The organism is Actinocrinis sp., assembly GCF_035650855.1.
Classification (GTDB): domain Bacteria; phylum Actinomycetota; class Actinomycetes; order Streptomycetales; family Catenulisporaceae; genus Actinocrinis.
Map to the genome: position 1 here is coordinate 1 of NZ_DASRGV010000015.1, position 14,946 is coordinate 14,946.

Consider the following 14,946-nt stretch of genomic DNA (forward strand, 5'->3'; position numbering starts at 1 on the left):
ATGAACGCGTTACGCCGCTCCTTCTCCCGCGGATCCTGCGTGAAGTCGGGGTGGGCGCGCCGGGCCAGGTCTCGGTAGAGCCGCTGGAGGGTCTTGGCCGGGTCGTTGCTCTGCGCCTGCTCCTCGACGGGCTCGGTGAACCGCAGCGTGCTCGCGTACTCCGGATCGATGACCGGACCGGCCGGCTCGGGCTCGCCTGTCGGCAGCGGGTCGGTCAACGGATCGAACATAGGTTGCCCGGCAGACCCGTACCTCAGTTCGTACGCGCGTCGAGCCTGTTCCGGATCTCCGGTCATCGCGGCCCGCGCCTCGGCGATCATCAGGTCGAGCTGGTCGAGCCGGTCGTAGAGCGGTCCGAGGTGGTGGTGGTGCAGCCGGGTCAGCCGGTCGAGGTCGAACCTGCTGGTCTCCAATGCGATCTGCGCCTCAGCGAGCGCCGTTTCGGCGGAGGCTACGGTTTCCTCCAGCGACGGCGCCGCCTGACCCCCCGTGGGCGGTGGTGCCGTGCCGAAGGGGTTGACTGCCGTGGCAGACGTCGCGGAGACGTCCATGGCCCCTCCTTGCTGCGTCCTTACGCGGTAAAGATATCGGCGGCCGGCGCAGGCGCCATGGGGCGAGCGGCGTCTGACACAGGATCGATATCTAAGCGGCGCGATGCTCCGGGCGGTAACCACCTGGTCACGGTCACGGCCCGGCGGCGCTGTCGGTTCAATCTGCCGGCGGGTTCATTCAATGCGAGGCCCCGGAAAGGTTGAGCCCGACCATCCCCGCCACGATCAGCGAGACGGACAGGATCTTCACCGGGGAACTGCTCTCGTCGAGGAACAACATTCCGAACAGCACTGTTCCGGCCGCCCCGATCCCGGTCCACACCGCGTACGCCGGGCCGACCTCGAGCCGGCGCAGCGCCTGGGTGAGCAGGGCGAAGGAGCCGAGCGCGAACAGAGCGAAGCCGATGGTCGGCACGATCCGGCTGAAGCCGTCGCTCAGCTTGAGGCAGACCGCGAACCCGGTCTCCAGGAGACCGGCGACGATGACGAGGAGCCAGGCCATGCTCCCAGTCTCCGGGGGCGCGCGGTGCTACACAAATACTCAAACCAGACGAACTCCTTCGTTCGGTCGGATCGGCGGCGTGTCCGGGAGAAACCGGCAGATCACATAATGCATCAGTCATAAGGGCGCGTGGGGTGGCCGAGCGGGGGCAGTTGGGTCACGCTCGTTGCGTGGGCGCCAGGTGGAGCGGCCGGAGGAAGGGTGGTGGCGGTGGCGATGTCGGTTGGCGGATCGACCCGGGGCACGCCGATGGAGCGGGCGGTGAACATCGGCCCGGTCCTCTCCGAACGGCTGAGTTCCGTCGGCGTCGATACCCTTGAGCAGCTCAAACAGCTCGGTGCGCTGCAGGCCTGGGAGCTGATCGCGGACAAGACCCCCGGCGAGGAGTGCGTGCACACCCTGCTCGCGCTGGAGGGGGCGATCCGCGCGGTGCGGTGGACTGCCATCAGCAGGCCGGAGCGCGACCGGTTGCTCACTGCGGCCGGCTTGCGCTGATCAGACACGGCGGTGATCAGCCGGCGATCATGCCGGACTGCAGCGCGGCCCAGGTCTGCGCGTTCATCGTCCCGGTGGGCGCGACGCCGACCTGTGTCTGGTAGCGCGCGACCGCCAGGAACGTCGCCTGGTCGTAGCGTCCGCTGACGTTGAGTCCGGCGTCCTCCGCGCTGTTGAGCGCCTCCTGGAGGCGTTTGACGTCGGCGGACCGCTGCCCGAGGTGCAGGTTCGGCTGCGAGCCCGCCGCGATCAGCGCGGTGAGCGTCGACCGGCCGACCGTGCCGGACGGGTCACCGGTCACCTGGGCCTTGCCCTGGAACGAGATCACCGCCTGTGCGGTCGCCTGGTCGTACTGGCTGGTGATGTCGCCGTGGTAGTAGCCGAGCTGTCGCAGCCGGGTCTGCACGTAGTGGACGTATGTGCCGGTCGAGCCGATCGACAGCGGCAGCGTCGTACTGCCAGTCGCCTGCATCGATGGTGAGGCTGAGGGACTCGCGGAGGGCGACGGGTTCGCCGATCCGACGGCGAGCGGGACGCTGCCCACGGAGGTCTGGGTCGAGACCACAGCGGAAGGTGCGCTCGACGCGGTGCTGCCCGCCCCCGCCGCGGCTCCGTTGTTGTGGCTGCCGATGTAGAGCAGGCCGAGGATCACCGCGGAAGCCGCGACGACTGCGCCGACGGTGCCCCACAGCACCGGCTTGCGCATGCCCGACTCGTCGTCGTCCCAGTTCTCGGGCGCTTCGGTGCTCGGTCCCGGCGGGTAGACGCCTCCGCCGGGATGAGAGGGGAGCACGGTCGTCTTCTCCGGCGCCGCGCCGAACGCGTCAAACTGCTGCGACCCCGGCGGCGGCATCCGGTAGTCGGCCTCGACCGGCGGGATCATCTGGGTCAAGCTGTGCGGGTTGATCTGTCCGTCCGGCTGCCGGAACAGCGATTCGAACGCGGATTCCGGCGGCTGCGCGTGGGTGGGGCGGTGTGGCGGCGTAGTCGGAAAGAGACCCTGCTGCATGCTGGTGGTCGCCGCGACCGCTTCGGCGGGGACCGCCTCGAAGGGGGTCCCGCACATCCGGCAGAACCGGCCTTCCACCGGCTCGCCGCAGGAGCTGCAGTAGCTCACCGCTCGTCACGCTCCATAGGTAGCCCGTGAATTCAATGCCCTATCCCGCCGTCCCGACTGACGGTCGGCAACTGTAGTACGCCTGTACGCGTGTCCGGTACATCTCCTACCGACCCTTTGCTCTCCTGCGACAGGACTGTCACATTGCGCGTCCGGGATGTTATCCGCCGGGTAAGTCCGGATAGTCCGAATTCTGTGGTGCGTCGGTGTGGTCCTTCGAATGTGTCACACGTGCGGCGCCACGGAGGCGGTTCATCGTAAGTTCCCGGAAGCGACTCAGACGGTGCGTTATAGAGGCGTCCGCCTCTGCTGCACGGCGCACGCTTACAGATACTGGCGCGCAGTGGCGACTGCCTGCGCCCCGTACGAAGAACCGAACAACACCGCGTGAACGAGAAGTGGATGCAGCTGATGCAGGCCCACGCGCTCGCGCCACTCCTCGTCGAGCGGATGCACCTCGTCGTAGGCCGCGATGATCGTGTCCAGGTGCGGCGGTTCGAACAGCGCCATCATCGCCAGGTCGGTCTCCCGGTGGCCGCCGTGCGCCGCCGGGTCGATCAGCCAGGCGCGGCCGCGGGTGTCCCAGTGGATATTGCCGGCCCACAGGTCCCCGTGGATCCGGGCCGGCAGCTCGGGCGGCCCGGCCAGGTCCTCGATCCGGTCGCAGACCCGCTCGATCACGGCCGCACCCTCCGCGTCGATCGAACCCCGGTCGACCGCCGAGCGCAGGTAAGGCAGCACTCTGCGCCGAGCGTAGAAACCCGGCCACTCCTCTTCTTCCGTGTTGTCCATCGGCAGCGCGCCGATGAAGCCCGGCCAGGAAGCGCCGTAAGACTGCGCTCCGCGCGCGTGCAGCGTGGCCAGCTGCCGGCCGAACTCCTCCGCGCCCTCCGGGGTCGCCCGCCCGGGCGTGACCCAGGTGGTCACCAGCAGCGAGTCGCTGACCCCGAGCACCTCGGGCACGAGCACGCCCTCCGCCTCGCGCAGCCAGCGCAGCCCGGCGGCCTCGGAGGCGAGGAACTCCGGGTCCTGCCCCCCGGTGGCCTTGACGAAGACGTTGCCGCCGTCGAGCAGCGAGACCCGATAGGTCCCCGCGCCCCCCGCGCCGGTGCCGAGCGCGGTCACCCCGGCCACGGCGCCCCCGAGCACCGCGGCCACCTGGTCGCCGATCACCCTGCCCTCGTCTCCAAAGCCAACCCGATGTGCGACAGCAGGCCCGGCATCGCGTCCTGCACCATCGCCAGGCATTCTTCGAAGCCTGCCAGAGAACCGTAGTACGGATCCGGTACGTCCAGCCGGTCGGGCCCCGCAGCCGGATCGAACTCGCGCAGCAGCCGCAACTCCGCCATACGCGGAGCGTCAGCAGCGCTGGCGGCGTTTTTCACCGGATCGGCGGAAGGCGCGGCGACGGATGGAGCGCTGACGGACGAAGCACCGGTCGCCGCGCCCCAGCCGCCGGACAACGCCGAAGCCCAGCGCCGCAGGGTCCGCAGATGCCCGTGGTCCAATGCGATCACCAGGTCCCTGCGCAGCAAGTCGGACTGCTCGAACTGGCGCGCCACGTGCCGCGACGGATAGCCGTGGCGGGCGAGCACCCGCACCGTGCGCGGATCCGCGCCGTCCCCGACGTGCCAGTCACCCGTGCCGGCGCTGTCCACCTCGACTACGTCCGACAACCCGGCCTCGGCGATACGTGCGCGCAGCACCCACTCGGCCATCGGCGAGCGGCAAATGTTGCCCGTGCAGACAAAGCAGACCCGGTACGGTTCCCGGGCCTGCCCGCCGCCGGACGAGCGTTGCAGGGCACTGCGCTCGCCGCGCCGGTGGTCCGCACCGGTACGGATGTCCGCCTGGTTGTTCACTGGCCTTGTTCTTCGGTCATGATCGTGTACCCGGACGTTGAGCTTCGACCGCTGTTTCCACTCCTACTTACGCTTCTCGTCGGGCAGTACCGCGTGCAGGATCAGTGACACCGCGGTGATGATCAGCGAGCCGAGCAGCGCGTAGCCGAAGTTCTGAACGTGGAAGCGCACCGCGAAGTGGTCGGAGATCTTCGAGGTCAGCAACAGCATGAGAGCGTTGATGACGAAGGTGAACAGCCCCAGCGTGAGCAGCAGGATCCCGAAGCTGAACAGCTTGACGATGGGCCTGATGAACGTATTCACCAGGCCGAAGATGAGCGCGACCAGCAGCACGGTCCACACTAGTTGGAAGCCCGTGCCCTGGAACGCGATGCCTGACTTGACCACGATTGAGGCCACGTACAGGCCCACCGCGTTCACCAGGATCTTGATCACGAATTTCTTCATGGCCGCATGTTCCCGCAAGTGGCGCGCTTCGGCCAAGAAGGTGTGGCAAGCTGTTGTAGAAGGGTACGGGTGGCGCTCGCAGAGCGTTGTGTATCACCCATCCGCGTCAGAGCCCGCCGCAAAAACGGGCATTTTGTGCGACACAGGATATGATCGACGCCATGACAGCAGTGGATGACCGGCTCGGCCACATGGTCAAGAGCCTTGAGCAAGAGCTCTCCGGAGCGAAGGACGCGGCACTGCGCCCGATGGGCCTGACCGTCCCGCAGTACTCGGCGCTGTTGGTGATCGCTGACACGCCGGGTATCAGCGGGGCCGAACTCGCCCGCCGGTGCCTGGTGACTCCGCAGACGATGACGACGGTTCTGGGCAACCTGACCGTCAAGGGTCTCATCGAGCGGCGCACCGTACCGGGTCAGGGCCGCGCGATGGAGACCAACATCACCGCGGCGGGCAAGAGATTGCTCGGCCGCGCCGACAAGAAGATCCTCGAGGTCGAGGAGCTGCTCAACGGGCAGCTCAGCAAGGCGGACCAGCAGTCGCTACGCAAGCTGCTGGAGAAGTGCCGCAGCGCGTTCGCCACCGTGACCGCTCAGGTCGAGGCGGAGGAGACCCCCGCCCCGGCTGCGCGTCCGGCTCGCAAGGCGACCGCGAAGAAGGCACCGGCCGCCGCCAAGAGGCCCGCCAAGAAGGCCCCCGCGAAGCGCGCTTCGACGCGCGCCAAGAAGGCCTGATCCCGCGATCCCGACAGCCGGTGTACATCACGGCCGTCACAACCGACCGCTGCGATAGTGCGGCAGCAGTCAATGCTCTGCTGTATCAGAGGTTTCAGTGCGACACTCTGGTATCAGCGGGTAGCAATAGCAACACGAGTAACGCGCGCAAGCGCTCAGAAACACCGGCCACGCCGCAGCACGCAAGGGCTGTGCGGCGAGGCGCTCGACAGCCCGCCGGGGTGCGCTAGGTCCCGGCGGGCTTAGGCGCGTTTGGCGCCGGGCATACTCCTCACGCCTCCCCGCGGCCCGAGCCCGGCCCGGCCTCCTGCTTCGAGGCGGCCGCGGTCCCGCGAACGGCCCGCAACAAGGTGTCCACCGGACACTGGCGTAGCCGCCTAACGCGATATATCGTGGATTGGGAACGGGGGCGAGAGCCCGAACGTTCTTCCGGTAGACGCCGTGACGCGCGGCGTCCTGAGGCTCTTGAAGGGGTTGGGGAAGGCAGATGCCAACCTGGCTGAAGGCTGTGCTCGCGGTCGCCGGTGTGGTGATCGCCGCCAAGATCGTCATCGCGCTGGTCACCGCGGTGTTCAGCTCGTTGTTCTTCGTCGCGCTCGCCGTCGGGGCGGTAGGCGTGCTCTGGTACGGGTACCGGCGGTTCATGAATTCGCTGCCCGCCTACCGGCGTCGGCAGATCCGCAACCGCCGCGACTACTGATCCGCACCCGGTTCGTCCGGCGACGCTCTCGCCGCCGGACGGCCGGTCGGCCTTAGGAAGCAATCGCTCCGCCCTCGCCTTGCGCTGCGTGCTGCCCGCGCTAGGGTGACCGGGACAACTCAAGACCGCGGGAGCTCGGAACCGACCGGGCTGAGAGGGCGACTGGCCAGGCCGCAGGCCGAGACAAGCCGTTGTCGCCGACCGCAAGAACCTGTCCGGGTAATGCCGGCGTAGGGAGAGTGGGGCGACCGTGTCCGCGATACGCAAGACCTATCTGAGCACTGCAAAGTCCGCTTCCGGCGATTGCGCCGGCGCGATCCGCGTCCCGATGCGTGAGGTCGTTCTGTCGACCGGTGACAGCGTCGTGCTGTACGACACCTCGGGCCCTTACACCGATCCCGATGTGAAGACCGACGTACGAGCCGGGCTGCCCAAGCTGCGGGAGGCATGGATCGCCGACCGGGCCCAGGGCTCGCAGCCTCCGCGAACGCAGCTGGCTTACGCGCGCCGCGGCGAGGTGACCGCCGAGATGGAGTTCATCGCACTGCGCGAAGGCGTCCCGGTCGAGAAGGTGCGTGACGAGGTGGCCGCCGGCCGCGCGGTCATCCCGGCCAACCTCCGGCACCCGGAGATCGAGCCGATGGTGATCGGAGAGGCCTTCCTGGTGAAGGTCAACGCCAACATCGGCAACTCCGCGGTGACCTCCTCGATCGAGCAGGAGGTGGAGAAGATGGTGTGGGCGACCCGCTGGGGCGCGGACACCATCATGGACCTGTCCACCGGGCGCGACATCCACCAGACCCGCGAGTGGATCCTGCGCAACTCGCCGGTGCCGGTCGGCACGGTGCCGATCTATCAGGCGCTGGAGAAGGTCGGCGGCAAGGCCGAGGAGCTGTCCTGGGAGGTCTACCGGGACACCGTCATCGAGCAGTGCGAACAGGGCGTCGACTACATGACCGTGCACGCCGGCGTCCGGCGCGACTACGTGCCGCTGACCGCGCGCCGCAAGACCGGCATCGTCTCGCGCGGCGGCTCCATCCTCGCCGCCTGGATGATCGCGCACGGCCGGGAGAACTTCCTCTACGACCACTTCGCCGAGCTGTCCGAGATCCTGCGCGAGTACGACGTCACCTACTCCCTCGGCGACGGCCTGCGCCCCGGCTCCATCTACGACGCCAACGACGAGGCACAGCTGGCCGAGCTCAAGACCCTCGGCGAGCTGGGCCGGATCGCCCGCGAACACGACGTGCAGGTGATGATCGAAGGACCCGGACACGTGCCGATGCACAAGATCCGGGAGAACGTGGAGCTGCAGAAGGAGCTGTGCGATGACGCGCCCTTCTACACCCTCGGCCCGCTGACCACCGACATCGCCCCCGGGTACGACCACATCACCTCCGCGATCGGCGCGGCGATGATCGGTTGGTACGGCACCGCGATGCTCGGCTACGTCACCCCGAAAGAGCACCTCGGCCTGCCGGACCTGGAAGACGTCAAGCAGGGCATGATCGCCTACAAGATCGCCGCGCACGCCGCCGACCTGGCCAAGGGCCACCCGGGCGCACAGGCCTGGGACGACGCGCTTTCCGACGCCCGCTTCGAGTTCCGCTGGGAGGACCAGTTCAACCTGGCCCTCGACCCGACCACGGCCCGCTCCTTCCACGACGAGACGCTGCCGGCCGAACCCGCCAAGCAGGCGCACTTCTGCTCCATGTGCGGCCCGCACTTCTGCTCGATGCGCATCACCCACCAGATTCGTAGCGCGGCGGCCGCACCGGTCGGGTAAGACTGGTGAGGTGTATGAAGACGCGAACGCGGAGCGGCGGCGGCTGAAGGCGGCGGACGACGGGGTAGAGCCCTGGCGTGAGTGGGGCCCTTACCTGTCGGAGCGCGCGTGGGGCACCGTGCGGGAGGACTACAGCGCCGACGGCGACGCCTGGCGCTACTTCCCGTTCGAGCACGCGCGCTCCCGCGCCTACCGGTGGAGCGAGGACGGCCTGGCCGGGCTGTGCAACCTCAACCAGGACTGGTGCTTCGCGCTGGCCTTCTGGAACGGGCGCGACCCGATCCTCAAGGAGCGGGCCTTCGGCCTGGGCAACGCCCAGGGGAACCACGGCGAGGACGCCAAGGACTACTGGTGGTACGAGGACGCGACGCCGACCGGGTCGTGGCTGCGCTGGCGCTACCACTACCCGCAGGCCGAGTTCCCGTATCAACAGCTGCGTGAGCAGAACGCGGCGCGCGGTAAGGATGACCCGGAGTACGAGCTCGTCGACACCGGGATCTTCGCCGACGACCGCTACTTCGTCATCACCGCCGACTACGCGAAGGCGGCGCCGGATGCGTATGCCATCCGCATCGCTGTGGAGAACGCCGGGCCCGACCCCGCGACGCTGCACGTGCTACCGCACCTGTGGTTCCGGGACATGTGGTCCTGGGGCCGTGCGCCGGACATCGAGGACGCCGTTGACACATCAGGGCTGATGATCGTCGGCGAGCCCGGCAGGCTGACCGCGAAACACCCGCACCTCGACGGCGCCCTCGTGCTGTCCGACGCCTCCGGTCAGACGCCCCCGGCGCTGCTCTGCGACAACGAGACGAACGCGCAACTGCTGTTCGGTGCGCAGAATCGGACGCAGTACCCGAAGGACGGCATCGGGGATCACGTCGTCGGCGGTGCCGACACCGTCAGTCCGGAGCGCACCGGCACCAAGGGCGCGTTGCACTATGTGCTGGATCTGGCGCCAGGTGAACGGCGCGAGATCAACCTCTGGCTGGCCGCAGCTGGCACCGCTGCGCGCGACCACAGCTCGACGCTGGCAGATCGCGAGCGCGAGGCCGACGAGTTCTACGCGGGTCTCACGCCGGACGACACCACCCCGGACGACGCCCGAATCATGCGCCAGGCCTTCAGCGGTCTGATCTGGTCCAAGCAGTTCTACCACTACGACGTGCACCGCTGGATCCACGGCGATCCGGCCCAGCCGCTCCCGCCCGACCACCGCGGCCACGACCGCAACGCCGGCTGGGACCACTTCTGGGCCCGCGACGTACTGCTGATGCCTGATCCCTGGGAGTACCCCTGGTTCGCCTCCTGGGACCTGGCCTTCCACTGCGCCGTGATGGCCGAGGTCGATCCCGGCTGTGCGAAGGAGCAGCTCTACACCTACCTCTCGCAGCGCTATCAGCACCCGAACGGCCTGTTCCCGGCCTACGAGTGGGACTTCGACGACATGAACCCGCCGGTCTTGGCCTGGGCCGCGATGCGGGTACACCGGGCGGTCGGCGGCGACCGCGACTTCCTCAAGGCCTGCTTCCACAAGCTGCTGCTGAACTTCACCTTCTGGGTCAACCGCAAGGACGAGGGCGAGGACAACATCTTCGAGGGCGGATTCCTCGGCCTCGACAACATCGGGGTCTTCGATCGCTCCCGGCTGCCGGTCGGCGGGGTATTGTAGCAGTCCGACGGCACCGGCTGGATGGCCTCCTACTGCCTCTACATGCTCGCGATCTCCATCGAACTGGCAGCACAGGAGCCCATCTACGAGGAGATGGCCTGCAAGTTCGCCGAGCACTACGCCTACATCGCCAAGGCGATCAACGACTGCGGGCTCTGGGACGAGCAGGACGGCTACTACTACGACCGGCTGCGCCGGGACGGCGACGAACCGGTGGTCATGCGGGTGCGCTCGATGGTCGGCGCGGTGCCGCTGCTCGCCGCGATCGCCGTGGACGCCGACACCCTCAAGCGGCTGCCCCGCTTCACCGCGCACCTGGCGGAGTTCACCACCCGCCGCCCCGAGTACGCCCGCGCGGTGACTCGGCCGCATGCCGCCGGCGGCATCGTCTTCTCACTCGCCGACGACGTGCAGGCGGCCCGCATGTTGCAGCGGCTCAGCGACCCGGAGGAGTTCTTCTCCCCGCACGGCCTGCGCTCGCTTTCGCGCTACCACCTGGAGCACCCGTTCTCCGTCGACCTCGACGGCTACACCGCGAGCGTCGACTACGAGCCCGGAGAATCCCGCTCCGGCATGTTCGGCGGCAACTCCAACTGGCGCGGCCCGGTCTGGCTGCCGCTCAACTACCTGGTGTACGAGGCGATCTGCCGGGTCGGCCCGGCCCTCGCGGTGGCCCGGCACCCGGTGCCCGACGTGCCGGACGTGGACCGGGCCGGGTTCGCGGAGGAGCTGCGGCAGCGGCTGATCGGGATCTTCCGGCTCGGCCCCGAGAGCACCCGTCCGGTACTCGGCCCGGCCGGCGCCGACGCCCCGCAAGCGGATACGGCGTCGCCTGAATCAGCTCTCTTGCAGTCCGACCCGCGCTGGCGGGACCGCCCGTGGTTCTTCGAATACTTCCACGGGGACACCGGAAAGGGCCTCGGCGCTTCGCATCAGACGGGGTGGACCGCCTTGATCGCTTCACTCATTCGTAACCCGCCGTCTGGTTTTCCTACCCGCTGACCTGGGCATGTTCCCGAAGACAGGGTGGGCAAGAGGCGCACTGGAGTGAAAGCAGCGCTCGAAGGCGCTCTCCCGTGGCCCGCGTTCCGCGTCTTGCACAAGGAGACGCCAGGATCATGTTCAAGGCTGCATTTTGACGACCAAGGCCGCGTTCTCGAACAACGACAGGCAGGACCGCATCGACGGCCGGGGGCACACCGTCAGGGAACTGTTCACCGGACGCAGGTACGGGCTCGAACACTACCAGCGCGAATACGACTGGAGCCGCACGCACGTCGGCGATCTCCTACAGGACCTGTCCGGCCGCTTCCTGGAGCAGTGGCGTGCCGACCACGATCGGGAGGACGTCGCCGGATACCGGCCCTACTTCCTCGGTCCCTTCGTCACCTATCCCGCCCCGGGTGTGTCATACCTCGTCGACGGTCAGCAGCGTTTCACGACCCTGCTTCTGCTGCTGATCCACCTGCGGCATCGGCTCACCGACTTCGAGGACCACGCCGGCGCGGCCGTGCTGGACAACATGATCTGCACGGTGCAGTACGGCGTGCCGACGTTCACCGTGCACGTGGACGAACGCGAGCCCGCGCTGCGTGCGCTGCGGGCCGGACGCGACTTCCCCGTCACCGAGCTGACCCCGCTCGCGGTGCGCACCATGTGCCAGCGCTACCGGGAACTGGTCGAGGACTTCCCGGCCGCGCTGCGCGGCGAGGCGCTGCCCTTCTTCGTGGACTGGCTCCTGGAGCGGGTGTTCCTGGTCGAGATCACCGCGCGCAACCGGGACCACGGCTGGGAGATCTTCGAGTCGATGAACGACCGGGGCGCCCGGCTGACCCCGCTCGACCTGCTCAAGTCCTTCCTGCTCTCGCGCGCGGACAAGGATCACAGCGCCCTGAACGCCATCTGGCGGCGCACCATGTCGCAGCTCGCGGTCACCGACGACCAGGCCCCCGGCGACTTCGTCAAGACCGTGCTGCTGGCCAGGTACGCGCCCGCGGAGCCGGCCACCGCGGAGCGGATCTCCACCGCGTTCCACGAGTGGGTGCGGCAGAACACCGACGCGGTCGGCCTGGTGCGCCCGCGCGACTACCGCGTGTTCATCCGGGACACCATCAGGCCCCTGGCGGACCGCTACCGGGCGCTGGTCGAGGCCTGCGCCGCGCCGGCCAAGGGGCTAGAGCCGGTGTTCTACAACGCGGCCAACGGTTTCACCCATCAGCTCACGCTGATCATGGCGGCGATCGGTCCGAACGACTCGGACACCGTGTTCCGGGAGAAGGCCCGCCTCGTCGCCGCGTTCTGCGATCTGCTGCTGGCCCGCCGGATGGCCAACTACGCCGGGTTGCAATCCGGAGACCTGGCCCGGCAGATCGGCGCGCTGGTCGAGCCGCTGCGCGCGGCGCAGAGCCTCGAGTCGGTGCGCGCGCTGCTGGCCGCCGAGGTGTCCGGGCTCGAACACGACTTCGCCGGCCTGGAGACCTTCGGGCTGCGCTCGGACAACCGCAAGCAGGTGCGTTACCTGCTCGCGCGGATGACGCACTGGGTGGAAACCCAGTGCGGGCAGCCGGATCTGATCGTGGACTACCTCGGCTTCGGACCGTCCGGCCGGCCGTACGAGATCGAACACATCTGGGCCGACCACTTCGGCCCTTATGCCGAGGAGGTGGGCACGCCGGAGCGGTTCCGCGTCGTGCGCAACCGATTCGGAGCGCTGTTGTTGCTGCCCAAGGAGATCAACGCGGCGTTCCGGGACGACCCGTACTCGCTCAAAGCAGAGCACTACCGCGCGCAGAATCTGCTGGCCCGCTCGCTGCATCCGCTGTGCTACGAACGCAATCCGTCCTTCCGCAGGTTCGTGGTGCGCAACGGCCTGGCCGACCACTTCCGCGCGTACCCGCACACCTTCGGGATCACCTCGATCACCGAACGCCAGCGGCTGTACCGGGCGCTGTGCGAGCGGATCTGGGACCCGGAGCGGCTCGGCCTCACCCCGGCCGCGCCGACCGCCTCCGCCGTCGAGGTGCAACCCGCCTGAACCAAGGCTTGAAGCCGTGACGAACGGGGTATCAGCGGATTCCTGATATCGGGGTTGGCTTCGATATCAGGGAAGCTCTTTGGGTACGGAGGGAAGGCCGCACACCAGGCACGGGCCGCCGAGGAAGAGGCCTGTGTCGAGGTTGACCGCGTAGCCCCCCGCGTACACCAAGGGTCCGGTTACCGCGTGCGGCTCGATCCCGAGCAGCAGCGGGATCGGGGAATGGCCGTGGACGAGCTGCCTGCCGCCGAAGGTGCGCAGGAACTCGCGGGCAGCTATCCCGTCGTCGGAGGCGAAGGCGAAACGCTTGGTCATCAGGTGCGTGAGACGGTCGATCTCCTCGACGTCCACCGGGTCGCTGAGCAGGGCCGCGATGCTCTCGTTCACCGCCTCGACGGATTCACCGAACTCGAGGTACCCGACCGTGTCCGCGTGCACGAGCAGGTGCCCGTCGGCGGTCAGGGCCATGGCCGGCAGCTTGGCGATCCACTCCAAGTGCGCATCGGTCAGCCGACTGGAGTCGGCGTCCTGGCCGCCGTTGCCGAACCAGCGCTCGCGGAACAGCGCGTGCACGTCGTCGTCGCCGGACTGCATCAGCCGCAGCCTGCGGCCTTCGGGCAGATGCGCGGCGAGCAGCATCAGCTCGTGGTTGCCGAGCAGGCAGCCCACCTCGCCGCCGTGGTCGGCCGCCTGCGCCTGCAACGACATGACCAGATCGAGCACGCCGATGCCGTCCGGGCCGCGGTCGGTGAGGTCGCCGAGGAACCAAAGCCGGGCGTCTTCACCGATCCAGCGTTCCCGCTCGTCGATGAATCCGGCGCGGTACAGCGCCTCACGCAGCGGAGCCACGCAGCCGTGCACGTCGCCCACTGCGGCCACCGAATCGGACAGGTCAACCATGAGATGTGAGGGTAGTGGGAGAAAGCGGTCTTCCGGTATCCCTGCCGCGTGTGTCCGTATGCCGCTAACGTGCTGAGAAGGGTTTCGACGGTCGCCGCGGGGACACGCGAGGCGGCGTCGACTACCCGTGGTATCTAGGAGGTTGCCGATGGCCACGATCGGCCGGGCGGCACGTCGGGACGGTCCACCGCGCGCTGGTCAGAGCTTGCAAGCGGCTTATTCGCAGCGCTATGACGCCTGGATCGCGACGCGCCGGCGCTCTGCGGCGCTGTCGGCGCTGTGGTGGGGCCCGTTGATCGTGGCCGTCTCCATCATCGCCGGCTACTCGACCCACTTTCCGCTGTTCGGCGTGCTCTACTTCGTGCTGGGCACCGCGGCGGTGCTCGACGTGCTGTTCCGCAAGCCGGACGCGCTGGTGCGGGTACGGGCGCGGGCCGCGGCCGAGTCGGAGACCGGCAAGGTGCTGCGCGCCGTGGAGATCCGGGGCCGCGCGACGGTGCTGCACGACCGGATGCTCACCGGGTTCGGCGAACCGTTCGAGATCGAGCACCTCGTGCTCTCGCCGCGCGGCGCCTTCCTCATCGACTCGAAGCAGTGGCACGACCACGACGTGCGGATGTTCGGCGCGGTGATGTACGTGAACCACGTCGACCAGGCGCCGATGTTCAAGCGGCTGGTCGAGCAGGCGCGGGCGCTGGGCGAGGCGTTGACCGAGGCGGCCGCGCTCGACGAGGAGGTCGGCATCGTCACGGTGCAGCCGCTGCTGGCCGTGCACATGGAGAAGCTGCAGGGCACGCCGCGCAACATGCTCGGCGTCACGGTGCTCACCCCGGAGCAGTTGGCCTCGACGCTGCGCAGTCCGGACGTACGCTGGTCCGCCCAGGCGGTGGACAGCCTGATCATCGCGGCCAACCGGCTGCTGGTGAGCAAGCAGTCGACCGGCGCGGCGTGACGTCAGCCCTCGGTCCGCCAGCGCTCCTCGATCCGGCCGAACTTCCATACCGCCAGCGCGACGACCCAGGTGGCGATGAAGAGGCCGACGATGACGAAGCCGACGGTGTTCAGATTCAGCCCGGCGATCCAGGACCAGAACGCCCCGGTGTAGTTGAGCTGCTGGGCGAGCAGGCTGAGCAGCTCCACGGTGCC

Annotated in this window: 14 protein-coding genes and 2 pseudogenes; 8 read left to right on the forward strand and 8 right to left on the reverse strand. The window is 68.4% G+C overall.

Features of this window, described 5'->3' with window-relative positions; genetic code table 11:
- Positions 1-551, reverse strand: a pseudogene (locus tag VFB40_RS01075) (hypothetical protein); the annotation flags it as partial.
- A 178-nt stretch (positions 552-729) separates the two neighbouring features.
- Positions 730-1,053, reverse strand: a complete 324-nt coding sequence (locus VFB40_RS01080; RefSeq protein WP_324847341.1) for a DMT family transporter — start codon at positions 1,051-1,053, stop codon at positions 730-732.
- A gap of 204 nt (positions 1,054-1,257) precedes the next feature.
- Between VFB40_RS01080 and VFB40_RS01085 the strand changes: the two genes are divergently transcribed.
- The gene (locus VFB40_RS01085; protein ID WP_324847342.1) at positions 1,258-1,548 is read left to right on the forward strand and encodes a TfoX/Sxy family DNA transformation protein; all 291 of its coding nucleotides are present in this window, start codon (positions 1,258-1,260) and stop codon (positions 1,546-1,548) included.
- A gap of 16 nt (positions 1,549-1,564) precedes the next feature.
- On the opposite strand, the gene VFB40_RS01090 is transcribed toward VFB40_RS01085, so the two are convergent.
- The 4 genes from VFB40_RS01090 to VFB40_RS01105 form a co-directional block, all read right to left on the reverse strand.
- A complete protein-coding gene (locus VFB40_RS01090) occupies positions 1,565-2,665 on the reverse strand; it encodes a peptidoglycan-binding domain-containing protein (protein WP_324847343.1) in 1,101 nt (366 codons plus the stop codon).
- A 324-nt stretch (positions 2,666-2,989) separates the two neighbouring features.
- The gene (locus VFB40_RS01095) at positions 2,990-3,838 is read right to left on the reverse strand and encodes a fructosamine kinase family protein (RefSeq protein WP_324847344.1); all 849 of its coding nucleotides are present in this window, start codon (positions 3,836-3,838) and stop codon (positions 2,990-2,992) included.
- Positions 3,835-4,383: a low molecular weight protein-tyrosine-phosphatase gene (locus VFB40_RS01100; protein ID WP_414641996.1), complete on the reverse strand. Its 549-nt coding sequence runs from the start codon at positions 4,381-4,383 to the stop codon at positions 3,835-3,837. The genes VFB40_RS01095 and VFB40_RS01100 overlap by 4 nt, the downstream gene beginning before the upstream one ends.
- 207 nt (positions 4,384-4,590) lie before the next feature.
- Positions 4,591-4,974, reverse strand: coding sequence for a phage holin family protein (locus VFB40_RS01105; protein WP_324840521.1), 384 nt, complete (start codon positions 4,972-4,974; stop codon positions 4,591-4,593).
- A gap of 161 nt (positions 4,975-5,135) precedes the next feature.
- Here VFB40_RS01105 and VFB40_RS01110 point away from each other — a divergent pair, with 161 nt between their 5' ends.
- The 6 genes and pseudogenes from VFB40_RS01110 (at position 5,136) to VFB40_RS01135 (ending at position 12,900) form a co-directional block, all read left to right on the forward strand.
- Entirely contained in the window at positions 5,136-5,708 is a 573-nt protein-coding gene (locus VFB40_RS01110) for a MarR family winged helix-turn-helix transcriptional regulator (protein WP_324840522.1), read from the forward strand.
- Positions 5,709-6,195: 487 nt separating this feature from the next.
- On the forward strand, positions 6,196-6,408 hold the full coding sequence (locus VFB40_RS01115) for a hypothetical protein (RefSeq protein WP_324840523.1): 213 nt from the start codon (positions 6,196-6,198) through the stop codon (positions 6,406-6,408).
- 259 nt (positions 6,409-6,667) lie between these two features.
- Positions 6,668-8,176 (forward strand): annotated as a pseudogene (gene thiC / locus VFB40_RS01120) (phosphomethylpyrimidine synthase ThiC); the annotation flags it as partial.
- A gap of 28 nt (positions 8,177-8,204) precedes the next feature.
- A complete protein-coding gene (locus VFB40_RS01125; RefSeq protein ID WP_324847347.1) occupies positions 8,205-9,866 on the forward strand; it encodes a glucosidase family protein in 1,662 nt (553 codons plus the stop codon).
- 21 nt (positions 9,867-9,887) lie between these two features.
- Positions 9,888-10,868 carry an MGH1-like glycoside hydrolase domain-containing protein gene (locus tag VFB40_RS01130; RefSeq protein WP_324847348.1) on the forward strand — a complete coding sequence of 327 codons (981 nt, stop codon included), beginning with the start codon at positions 9,888-9,890 and terminating at the stop codon, positions 10,866-10,868.
- A 133-nt stretch (positions 10,869-11,001) separates the two neighbouring features.
- Positions 11,002-12,900, forward strand: a complete 1,899-nt coding sequence (locus VFB40_RS01135) for a DUF262 domain-containing protein (RefSeq protein WP_324847349.1) — start codon at positions 11,002-11,004, stop codon at positions 12,898-12,900.
- Positions 12,901-12,966: 66 nt separating this feature from the next.
- Here the strand turns inward: VFB40_RS01135 and VFB40_RS01140 are convergent, their stop codons facing one another.
- Positions 12,967-13,800, reverse strand: a complete 834-nt coding sequence (locus VFB40_RS01140) for a metallophosphoesterase (protein ID WP_324847350.1) — start codon at positions 13,798-13,800, stop codon at positions 12,967-12,969.
- Between the two features lie 148 nt (positions 13,801-13,948).
- Here VFB40_RS01140 and VFB40_RS01145 point away from each other — a divergent pair, with 148 nt between their 5' ends.
- Entirely contained in the window at positions 13,949-14,752 is an 804-nt protein-coding gene (locus VFB40_RS01145) for a nuclease-related domain-containing protein (RefSeq protein WP_324847351.1), read from the forward strand.
- 2 nt (positions 14,753-14,754) lie between these two features.
- Here the strand turns inward: VFB40_RS01145 and VFB40_RS01150 are convergent.
- On the reverse strand, positions 14,755-14,946 hold a 192-nt coding region (locus VFB40_RS01150), incomplete at its 5' end, for a HoxN/HupN/NixA family nickel/cobalt transporter (RefSeq protein ID WP_527249181.1).